Genomic DNA, 11,759 nt, shown 5'->3' on the forward strand with positions numbered 1-11,759 from the left:
ATAATAAATGAATAAAAGCCATCTTAAAGATGACTATTGATTCATTTTTAAATTTTTAATCGTAATTTTTTGGTGAACAGCATTTGTTGGACTAACTGGATATTTAAATACCTCATCGTTAATTCGTAGCTCAACATTATTAGAAGCACCAATATTTACAGTTACTTCGTTTTCATCTGTTAAGTCGTAGTTTTGAGTTTGTCCTTGTTTTAAAATTCCTGAATAGAACATTTTCCCATCAGCATTTTTTAAATCAACATAACTTTCACCATTTGCAACTACTTCTAATTTAAATACATCAGTACCAGATAAAGAAATAGTAGTACGTTTACCCGCTGCAGAGTCAACAGTAATTTTTTGTGCTGGTGTTTGCTCAGTCACATCATTTTTCGGTTTCTCTGTTTTTTTCGTATTATTATCTTTTGCCTGATCTAGCGCATTATTTTTCGGTTTTTCAATTTCAGAATTAGAGTTAGATTGAGTTTGATTCGTATCCGCAGATTTATCATCATTTTTTGACGGGAGCATCATATAAATAGCAATGCAAATTCCCATGATAAGAATCGCTACTAGAATCCTTGGTAAATAATCCATTATTCGTGATGACTTAACATTGCTTAATGGTTCTTTAAGCTTTGATGATCTACTAGGGATTTCTTCATGCTTCACTTCTTCTATTGTATTTGCCACTGTTGATTCCTCTACAACTGGCTTTTCATTTAGAAATCCAGAAACGTCAACACCAATTGTTTCTGCATATTGTCTAATAAATGCGCGAACATAAAATTGCCCTGGTAATATTTCATAATTACCTTCTTCAATTGCTTCGAGATAACGTTTCTGAATCTTCGTCAACTCTTGTACATTGTCAATTGATAAGCCTTTCGCTTCTCTTGCTTCTCGTAAAAATTTTCCTAATTCTGTCACAAGTTACACCCCAACTAACTTTAAAAATCAAACATTGAGAACGAGTTGTGTCCATTTTTATCCATTTGGTCTACAAGTTCATATTTAATTTCTTCATTTTCATCATTTCTTAATTCGATTATGTAATCAAAATCTTCTAAAGAGTATTCAGTTTGCTGTACAAATACATCAGGATGCTCTACTACTTTCACAGAAGACATCGCCATAATTTCGCGAACCAATTGCCAATGTTGCTCATTCGCTCTTCTATGAGAAAGTATGCCATCAATAATAAATACATTTTCTGAATTATATTCGTCTTCTATTAATTGACTTCTTAATGTTTGTTTAATTAATGTTGATGAAACAAATAACCAGCGTTTATTTGCACATACACTTGCTGCTACAACTGATTCTGTTTTACCAACACGAGGCATCCCTCTAATTCCGATTAGCTTATGGCCAGGCATTTTAAATAACTCTGCCATAAAATCAACAAGCATACCTAAATCATCGCGGACAAAACGAAAAGTCTTTTTATCATCAACGTCTCGTTGAATATAAGTACCATGTCTCACAGCTAAGCGATCTCTTAGAGTTGGCTTTCTAAGTTTAATTATTGTTATATTGTCCATAGTATTTAAAATTGATTCAAATCTAGTAATTTGATCATCGTTATCGCAACCAAGTAACATGCCGCGTTTCATTGTGTCGACACCATTGATTGTTAAAATATTAATCCCTAGCATACCGATTAGTGATGCAATATCTCCAAGTAGTCCAGGGCGATTCTTATGTATTTCATACTCAAAATACCATTCGATTAACTCCATACCTATACCCCCTATTTGTTAACTACTTAACTCTACAATTAATAATAAACGATTTCGCCATAATATAAAAGGTAAAATATGTGAAATAAATAACTTTCGATAGGAAATTTTACTATGAAGTATGCCAACCGCCGTTTACTCCAAGAATTTGGCCAGTAATATAAGAAGATTGTTCGGAAATAAGGAAATTTACTGTATTTGCAATTTCACTTGGAATAGCTAAACGATTCATCGGAATATCATTTGCAATCTCTTTTAAATCTTCTTCACTAAATGTATTTAACATATTCGTTTTTACGGCCCCTGGAGCAACGGCATTTACTTTTATTCCACTTGGCCCTAGCTCTTTAGCTAATGCCATTACATAGGCATTTTGAGCACCTTTTGTAGTTGAGTATAATACTTCACATGATGCACCAATTTGTCCCCAAATAGACGAAATAACGACGATACTACCAGATTTTTTTGCAACCATATTAGGAAGAAAATGATTAACTACCTTTATCAAACTTTTAATATGTAATTGAGTCATTCGATCAATTTCTTCATCACTTACATCGTTAATTAAACCTAAGACTGAAAAACCCGATGCATATACAATTGAATCAATAGTATCAGTAATTTGTGATGTTAAAATTTCAACGCCATTTTCAACTGATAAGTCCGCTTGAACGAATTGGCAATTTACCTTAAACTCATTAGCCAATTCAACCAGTTCATTAAGTGGCTCTTTCTTACTATTATAATGAACAACTAAATCATATTTTTCATTTATTAATTTTTTTGAAATTGCTAAGCCAATGTCACCACTAGCTCCTACTACTAGAATTCTTTTTCTCATTTATTTATAATCTCCATTTATGAAGTTTTAAAGCAGGATTAATAGTATTAATAAATATAAAGGTTGAATAGAGGGGAATAGCTCTTTAAAAATTTTTATTAATCTATATCAAAATTAGATTTTTTAATAACCATCAAATTTTATAAATTTCAAAAAGCATCCCATTAAAGGATGCTTTTAATTTATTTAATGAGGAAGAACAAAAAACTCACTCATATAGTCTTCATTTATTAGATGACTAGCACTTTCTTTTAAATCCTCTACAGAAATAGATTGTAACACAGAAACAATATCAAATAAATGCATATCTAAGAACGCATATCGTGTAAATTGGTTTGCGATATATTCCGGAGAATTTAGCGAGCGTAAGAAGCCGCCGATTTTCTTTTTAACGACGCGATCGACAATTTCTTTTTCCCACTGTTGATTTTTTGCGTCTAATAATACTTCTTTTATTTTTTCAGACAGTTTTTCAGGTGAAGTAGAATCTCCTCCAATGATTGCAAAGGCAAAACCATTTTCTGCTGAGTAATCATATGAGAACGTATCATCGATTAAACCATCCTCATACATTTGTTGATACGTATTTGAACCTTTACCAAATAAATAGTCAAGTAATACGGAAATGGATAATTCATGCTTTAGTAATTCGCTTCCACCTTTAGGTGCTGAAAAATCTTTCACACCAACTAATACTTTCGATGATTGAACATTCATATGTAACACTTTTTTCTTCACTGCAGATTCAGGCGTTTCTTCTGGGAAAAATCTCTTTATTTCATTTGCATCTTTAAACGTTTTTTTGCTTTGATTGTCTTTAATTAAATTCATTGTTTTTTCAGGGTCTACAGGACCTACAACAAAAAACAACATATTACTTGGATGATAAAAAGTTTCGTAACAAGTGTAAAGTAATTCTTTTGTAATTTTTGAAATAGATTCAACTGTACCAGCAATATCTGTTCGAACAGGATGTTTACCATATAAATTTGCAATCATCCCAAAATATTGTCTCCAGTCAGGGTTATCTTCGTACATTTTAATTTCTTGACCAATAATCCCTTTTTCCTTTTCAACACTTTGATCAGAAAAATATGGATCTTGAACAAAATCAATTAGAGTCATTAAATTTTGTTCTACATTATTCGTTGCAGAGAATAAATAAGCAGTTCGTGTAAAACTTGTAAACGCATTAGAGGAGGCACCTTGTTTACTAAAAACCTGGAATACATCCCCATCTTTCTTTTCAAACAATTTGTGCTCTAAAAAATGAGCAATCCCATCTGGTACTACTAATTTTTCATCTTTTCCTAAAGGAATAAATTCAGAATCAATCGAACCGTATTTTGTTGTAAAGGTCGCATATGTTTTGTTGTAGCCTTGTTTAGGAAGAATATATACTTTTAAACCGTTTTCAAGTTCCTCGAAATAAAGCGTTTCATTCAATTGTTCAAAATACTTTTTTTCCATTATGCTCCCTCCTGACCTTTTAAGAAATAAGTTGTGTGAAGCTTTATTTTATTTGCTACAGCCACGATTTCATCTTTCGTAACTTTTTCGATTTCAGGGAACCAATCCTCAATCGGACGTTCATTTCCCGCAGCTTGGTCATTGAATAATGTTTCAATGATTCCATAAGCAGTGTCCATGCTTTCTAAAAGACTGTTTTTAATGACTAATTTTGTTTGGTCTATTTCTCCTTCAGTGAAATTTCCCTTTTTCATCTCTTCAAGTTGCTCAGCAATAATTGTTGTTGCTTTTTCATAATTTTCACTTGCTATACCTGACATAACCATTAAAATTGATTTATGACTTTCAAAACGAGAAGCAGCATAGTATGCTAAACTATTTTTTTCTCGAACATTAATAAATAATTTTGAATGAGAGTATCCGCCAAAAAGACCATTAAATACTTGAAGTGCAAAGTAATCAGGATCTTTAATTGAAATCCCAGTAGTATAGCCAATGTGTAGTTTAGCCTGATTTAATTTTTGCTCTTCAATTACTTCATTTGGAGAATTGACTGGCGTTGCTTTTGTTGTATCTACCGTTAATTTTTCACTAGTTGTGTTTCGAAAATTCTCTTCAACTAATTGTTTACATTGATCAAATTCAACATCTCCAACGATATAAAGATCAATTAAATCTTGTTGTAAAGCTTTTTCATAATACTTATAAAGTGACTCAGCTGTAATTGAATATACATCTTCTGTTTTTCCATTTGCAAGTAATGCATAAGGGTCATCCTTAAACATTTCTTCCACTAATCGTTGATTTGCAAATTTCAATTTATCATCATTAATTGACTGAATTCGCTGTATTTGTGTTCTTTTTTGAGTTTCAACATGTTTAGCTGAAAATACCCCATTTTCTAAAAATGGATTTTGCCAAATTGAAGCAATCAGCATGAGCGCTTCATTTAATAATGAACCTTGATTTGAAAGGTATTTTTCATTTGCAATGTCAATTGTAAATGACATAACATGATAATCACCTTTTTTAGAAACGTCTACAAAAAAGGTCGCCCCATATAATTCTTCTAATTTCCTTCTAATTTCACCATTTGTAGGAAGATCTTTTGTCCCACTTTGCAATACATAAGGTAAAATTCCGCGATACGATACTGTATCTTCTTCAAGTTTTCCACGGATTTTTAACGTAATCGAATTTGTTTTAAACTTTTCAGTTGTTACCACATGTAGTTTAATACCGTTAATATCACTATTTTTGTACTGTAACAAATTCAAATTGAACCCTCCTTAGTCAAATACTATTTACTCATGTTTATTTCCAATATCTTCATTGTATCTCTAATTTTACCAAAAATAAAACCTACTGCTTAGTTTACCCAAAATAATTAATTCAAATAAAAGATGAATTTTATTACAGAATTGAAAAAAGGCATTGTTCTTCTTAAAGAACATACCTTGTTAATTGTAAAAAGATCAAACTTTCTTAATTGAGATATATTTGGGGATGTATTGACAACATCATTTTAAACAGAAAAAAAGCTTCCTAATTAAATTAGGAAGCTTCAACACTTTTATTTATCGTTTACCTTTTTCATACGCAACACCAACTGATTTTGGTGCTTGAGATGATTTTGAGAAAATTACTAATGCAATTAAAGTTACTACGTAAGGGAATAACTTTAATGCTAATGGTGGAATATGAGCTAAACTTGGAATAACTTGCGATACATTGGCAATTGTTGTAGCAACACCAAAGAATAATGTCGCAGCTAAAATCCCAAGTGGTTTCCATTGACCAAAAATTAATGCAGCAATTGCTAAGAAACCAAGCCCTGCAACACTTCCTGTAAATTCGCCAGAGTATGTTACTAAAATAATTGCTCCACCTAATCCAGAAAATGCACCAGAAATAATAACACCAAGATAACGAATACGGTATACGTTAATACCTGCTGCATCTGCTGCTTGTGGATATTCACCACATGCACGTAGGCGTAAGCCTAAACGAGTTTTATAAAGTATAAATGTACTAATGATTAGAATTGCGATTACTAACCATGTTGTAGAATACGTGTTTTTAAATAATAAGTCTCCAAGAATTGGAATGTCCTTTAAAACTGGAATATCAGTACGTGTTATACCATTAATACTGATGTTTCCTGATCCAGTAATATTTCTTGCTAAGAAGATTGTTAAAGCACCTGCAATCATATTAATTGCGATACCACTAATTACTTGATCTGCGTGTAAATTAATACTAGCAAAGGCATGTAGTAAAGAAAATAAAGCACCAGTAAGAACTGCAACAAGAATCCCTACCCAGATTACCCAAACTTCACCTTGATGAGTTTCTTGAAGTTTTGAAATTGTTAAGGCACTAGCGAAACCACCAACGACCATTAAACCTTCTAAACCAATATTTACGACACCGCTTCGCTCAGAAAATAAACCGCCTAATGCTACGATTAATAATGGAATCGTATAGGCAATTGCATATGGGAAAATTTGTATAATTAAATCCATGCCTTATTTCACCTTCTCTCCTACATTGCTGTTTTTGTACTTACGTGATTTGGATACTCGATCGATTACTTTTTTAATTAAAATACTAGTTGCTGAGAAATAAATAATGATTGCAATGATAACATCAGCTATATCTGGTGGAATCGAAGTCATTGCACTCATAAAGCCTTTACCAGAATATAATAGTCCGAAGAAGATTGCTGAGAAAAATACGCCAATTGGTGTATTCATTCCTAAAAGTGCAACGGCAATTCCGTCGAATCCTTCAGTAGGTAAAACACCTATTTGAATTAATGATGCATTACCAGCATATTGAACAACACCCGCTAAGCCAGCAAGTCCGCCTGAAATCATCATTGATAAAATAACATTTCTATTTACAGAGATACCTGCGTATTCAGCAGCACTACGGTTATAACCTACAGCTTTTAACTCATATCCTAATACTGTACGATTAATAATAAATGAAATGATGATTACCATAATAACTGCAATAAATAAACCAAAGTTTATATATGAATCACCAAATAAATTTGATAAAAATGGCATTTTTAATGTTGCAGAATCTGCAAGCATTTTTGACTCTGTTTCTGTACTACCTTTAAAATATTGTGGTACTAAATAGTAAACTGTCCAGTATGCAATCCAGTTCATCATGATTGTAGAAACTACTTCATGAACATTAAATTTCGCTTTCAATAGTCCTGGAATAAATGCCCAAGCTGCACCCGCTAAAAAGGCTACAATTACCATAATCGGAACTAAGATCAGCGTAGGTAAATCGACAGTTAAACCAACTGCAGAAGCACAAAATCCTGCAAATAGCATTTGCCCAGCTGCACCAATATTAAATAAACCCGTTCTGAATGCAAAAGCAACAGAAAGTCCTGTTAGAACTAATGGAGTAGCAGTAGCAAGTGTATTTCCAATACGCTCTGGATCTTTTAATCCACCTTGGAATAAATAAGTAAACCCTTCTACTGGATCATTACCTGTTACAAAAATTAATAGTGCTCCAGCTAGTAAACCTAATAATATGGCAATTAAAGAAATGATTCCTCCCTTTTTCATGCCCCTTCACCTCTCCTTATACCAGCCATCATTAAACCTAATTCATCTTCATTTGTGTCTTTAGCATTAACGATATCAACGATTTCACCAGCGTTTACAATTGCAATTCGATCAGATAAATTTAAAACTTCATCTAGCTCTAACGAGATTAATAGGACAGCTTTTCCGCTATCTCTTTGCTCTATCAATCTCTTGTGAATATACTCAATTGAACCTACGTCTAATCCACGAGTTGGCTGACATGCAATTAATAACTCAGGCTTAAGTTCGATTTCACGACCAATGATTGCCTTTTGTTGATTTCCTCCAGACATTGATTCAACGACTGTTTTAGCACCTTCACCTGAACGTACATCGAATTCTTCAATGATTTTTTTTGCATGTTTGGCAATCGCAGCTTTATCTAACACCCCATATTTAGAGAATGGCTCTTGATTATAAATCTCTAGAACAACGTTTTCTTCAATTGTATATTCAAGAACAAGACCTCTTTTTTGACGATCCTCTGGAATATGTGCAATACCGCTTCTAATTCGATCGCGTATACTATGTTTTGTAATATCTTGATTTTTTAATAAAATAGAACCTTCTTCAATCGGTCTTAATCCTGTAATTGCTTCAACAAGTTCAGTTTGACCATTTCCTTCTACTCCGGCAATCCCAACAATTTCACCTGCTCGAACTTGAAGTGAAGCATTTTTTAAACCTAATACTTTTTTATTATTTTTTACACTTAGATTGTTAATATCTAATACAACTTCACCAGGCTTCGATTCTACTTTATCTACTTTGAAAGACACCTGACGTCCGACCATCATAGACGCCATTTCAGATTCAGACGTTTGTTTTACATCAACAGTACCAATATATTTTCCATGACGAATAACCGTACATTGATCAGCAACAGCTTTAATTTCTTTTAATTTATGTGTAATGATAATAATAGACTTGCCTTCATTAATTAAATTTTTAATAATCTTCATTAAATCTTGAATCTCTTGTGGAGTAAGTACTGCTGTTGGCTCATCTAGGATTAATACTTCTGCATTACGGTATAATGTTTTTAAAATTTCGACTCTTTGTTGCATCCCTACTGAAATATCTTCAATTTTTGCATATGGATCTACATTTAATCCGTAAGTTTTAGAAAGCTCTTCGATTCGTTTTGCTGCAGTCTTGATATCAACGACTAAACCTTTTTTAGGTTCAAGACCTAAAATAATATTTTCTGTTACAGTAAAATTCGAAACTAATTTAAAATGTTGGTGAACCATTCCGATTCCTAGTTCATTTGCAACATTTGGATTTGAAATTTTAACCTCTTTACCTTTTACTTTTATAATTCCTTTTTCAGGAGAGTACATTCCAAAAAGGACGGACATTAAAGTTGATTTCCCTGCTCCGTTTTCACCTAATAAAGCATGAACTTCCCCTTTTTTTAATCGTAGTGTAATATTATCGTTCGCTATAATGCCAGGAAACTCTTTAGTTATATTTAGCATCTCCACTACATATTCCATAATTTTCCTCCTTGTATATTACGAAGTCATTTATTTTTAAAGTTTAACTTGATTTCGAAATATTTTTCTCGATTTTATTCTTTAGGGAGGGTTTTTCTAAGCTCACCCGATACTCATGCCCTAATCAATTGGAAGCTTTACCAATATAAGTGCTTACAATTGATTAAAGTATGAATTGCTAAAATCATTTATAGGGTAGAAGAAGCATATAAAAGGATTTCCTTTCCTATGCTTCTTCTTTCATTTATTAATTACTTAATTAAACTTCCTCTTTCACTTGCTACTACAATTTCACCAGACTTAATTTTGTTAAATACTTCATCAACTTTTGTTAAAGTTTCTGAGCTTAAGTTTGGATTTTCTTTTGGTAAACCAATACCATCATTTTTAGCATCATAAGTTAAAGTTTCTCCACCAGGGAATTTTTTATCTTTTTCAGCTTTTACCATATCAGAAGCTGCTTTCGCTACACCTTTCATAGCTGAAGTTAAAATGACTGATTTGTTATCTTTATAAACACCATCAGCATACTGATCTACGTCAACACCAACAACCCATGCTTCTTTACCACTAGCCACTCTATTTTTAGCTTCAGTAATAGCACCTTGTCCTACTCCACCTGCAGCAGCGAAAATTGCTTTAACGCCACGGTCATACATTTGAGCTGCGATTTGTTGCCCTGCTGCTTTGTCTGTGAAGCTTCCAGAATACACTACGTTATTAGCTTTTAAAGAAATGCTTGTTCCAAGATTTTCGTTTGCATATTTAATCCCTTGTTGGAATCCCCAGTTGAATTTTTGTACTGCTGGAATTTCCATACCACCGATAAATCCAACATCACCAGTTTTTAATTGTACTGCTGTAGCAATACCAGCTAAGTAACCAGCTTCATGCTCTGCGAAGAAAATTGAAACTGTGTTTTCTTTAACATTTGGCGTAAAATCTTTAGAAGAGTGTGGTGTTCCATCGATAATGACAAATTTGTCATCTTTATATTTATCTTGCGCTTTATTAATTGCTGTTTCAAATTTATAACCTGGAGTGATGATAAATTTAAAGCCCGCATCATTTAAGTTTCCAATTTCTTTTAAATAATCAGCCTCAGTTTCACCAGCAGGTTTTAAGTATTTTGTATTCTTTTTAAGGTCGAAACCTAAATCTTTAGCACCAGCTTGAATTCCTTCCCAAGTACCTTGGTTAAATGACTTATCATCAATTGTACCTGAGTCAGTTACCATCCCTACTTTAAATGCACCTTTTACGTCTTTTGTTTCTCCACCCTTACCACAAGCACCTAAAATTGTACCTGCTGCTAAGGCCATAGAAAGAACAAGACCAGCTTTTTTCATCTTCATAAAAATTTTGCCCCCTTAAATTTTTATTTACATTTGTACTAGCTTGGTTTATAATCGTTACCTTAACGATCCACCTCCCCAATATTTAATGAAATTTCAGTAAACAATATTTGAAAACCAGCCAAAACTTATTTTTTGTAAATAATATTTTGGCTATACAATTTAATTTCTTTTTCTTAATACATTAAAACTGAACTGATCCGCTCTAAAGTAATTATTAGAATGCAATACTGGGCGGTTTAAATCGTCAAAATGTAGCTGTTCGATTAATAATAATGAAACATCTGGTTCACACTGTAATAAAGGAGAAACTTTATCGTGATAACCTATAGGTTCAATTCTTGCACTTGAATATTCGATATTTCGACCAGTTTCTTTTTCGATAAATGAAAAGAACGAATGATCTTCATAAGACGGAACCTGTTTAAAATAATTTGTCGGCAATTTATCAATGCAATAAACGACAGGTTCACCATTTGCTGTTCGAATTCTTTCTACTACGTGCATACGATCATCTTCTGTTATATTGAAGTTTTTTAAATCTTCTTTTGTAGGAACTAATAGTTTAGAAGAAAGAAAGATTGTACCAGGTTCTTTACCTGCATCAATAATCATTTCTGAGACACTACTTAATTGTTCAATGCCTGTCCTAAAAATTGGTTTCGGTTTGACGAATGTCCCGACACCGTGTCTTCTAACTAAAATATTTTCTTCTTCTAAAACTCTTAATGCTTCTCTTAATGTTGCTCGGCTTACTCCAAATATTTTAGATAACTCATACTCTGATGGTAACTTATGATGTGGCAAATAAATACCATTCTCAATATCTTGCTTTATTCGATCCATCACTTGGAGATAAAGTAATCTGGTGTCTGTTTTAATCTTCATTTCCCATCCCCCAAACTTCGGATTTCAGACATCAGTTGTTAGACATCTGTCGTATAATCCTTCTTTACTATACTGTTATTTTTTACTCATTTCAACACTTTTTTGTAAACGCTTTATTTTTTATTTCGTTAATGAATCATTTCTTCATATTTAACAAAAAAACTCCTATAATCTACTGTTCCACTTAGTGAAAAAGCTAGATTATAAGAGTTTTTGATTTTCATAAATATAAATCATTTCTCCATAATAATGCTTTTTCCCCATAGTATTGCAAATATTGGTTGCAATGTAGAAACTTCCGACCCATTATGTCGATATTATATGAGGACTATCCATTTATCTGAAGAAAT

At 32.5% G+C, this 11,759-nt stretch carries 10 protein-coding genes and 1 riboswitch; all 10 genes read right to left on the minus strand.

Annotated elements, in window-relative coordinates:
- Positions 1-33: 33 nt before the first annotated feature.
- The gene (locus tag CN925_RS18555) at positions 34-927 is read right to left on the minus strand and encodes a helix-turn-helix domain-containing protein (RefSeq protein WP_098848314.1); all 894 of its coding nucleotides are present in this window, start codon (positions 925-927) and stop codon (positions 34-36) included.
- Positions 928-947: 20 nt separating this feature from the next.
- The gene (locus CN925_RS18560; protein ID WP_098848315.1) at positions 948-1,739 is read right to left on the minus strand and encodes a DUF3388 domain-containing protein; all 792 of its coding nucleotides are present in this window, start codon (positions 1,737-1,739) and stop codon (positions 948-950) included.
- Positions 1,740-1,851: 112 nt separating this feature from the next.
- Positions 1,852-2,580 carry an elongation factor P 5-aminopentanone reductase gene (ymfI, locus tag CN925_RS18565; protein ID WP_098848316.1) on the minus strand — a complete coding sequence of 243 codons (729 nt, stop codon included), beginning with the start codon at positions 2,578-2,580 and terminating at the stop codon, positions 1,852-1,854.
- Positions 2,581-2,766: 186 nt separating this feature from the next.
- A complete protein-coding gene (yfmH, locus tag CN925_RS18570) occupies positions 2,767-4,050 on the minus strand; it encodes an EF-P 5-aminopentanol modification-associated protein YfmH (protein WP_098848317.1) in 1,284 nt (427 codons plus the stop codon).
- Positions 4,050-5,327 carry an EF-P 5-aminopentanol modification-associated protein YfmF gene (yfmF, locus tag CN925_RS18575; protein WP_098848318.1) on the minus strand — a complete coding sequence of 426 codons (1,278 nt, stop codon included), beginning with the start codon at positions 5,325-5,327 and terminating at the stop codon, positions 4,050-4,052. The genes yfmH and yfmF overlap by 1 nt, the downstream gene beginning before the upstream one ends.
- Positions 5,328-5,627: 300 nt before the next feature.
- Positions 5,628-6,575, minus strand: coding sequence for an ABC transporter permease (locus tag CN925_RS18580; RefSeq protein WP_098848319.1), 948 nt, complete (start codon positions 6,573-6,575; stop codon positions 5,628-5,630).
- Between the two features lie 3 nt (positions 6,576-6,578).
- A complete protein-coding gene (locus tag CN925_RS18585; RefSeq protein WP_098848320.1) occupies positions 6,579-7,646 on the minus strand; it encodes an ABC transporter permease in 1,068 nt (355 codons plus the stop codon).
- Complete coding sequence (locus CN925_RS18590; protein ID WP_098848321.1) at positions 7,643-9,166, minus strand: ABC transporter ATP-binding protein; 1,524 nt, start codon at positions 9,164-9,166, stop codon at positions 7,643-7,645. The genes CN925_RS18585 and CN925_RS18590 overlap by 4 nt, the downstream gene beginning before the upstream one ends.
- 251 nt (positions 9,167-9,417) lie before the next feature.
- Positions 9,418-10,515, minus strand: coding sequence for a BMP family lipoprotein (locus CN925_RS18595; RefSeq protein WP_218937242.1), 1,098 nt, complete (start codon positions 10,513-10,515; stop codon positions 9,418-9,420).
- A gap of 168 nt (positions 10,516-10,683) precedes the next feature.
- The gene (locus tag CN925_RS18600; protein ID WP_098848323.1) at positions 10,684-11,409 is read right to left on the minus strand and encodes a GntR family transcriptional regulator; all 726 of its coding nucleotides are present in this window, start codon (positions 11,407-11,409) and stop codon (positions 10,684-10,686) included.
- Between the two features lie 243 nt (positions 11,410-11,652).
- Positions 11,653-11,754: riboswitch (purine riboswitch) on the minus strand.
- Positions 11,755-11,759 lie beyond the last annotated feature (5 nt).

It is taken from the genome of Bacillus sp. AFS055030 (assembly GCF_002574545.1).
Classification (GTDB): domain Bacteria; phylum Bacillota; class Bacilli; order Bacillales; family Bacillaceae_G; genus Gottfriedia.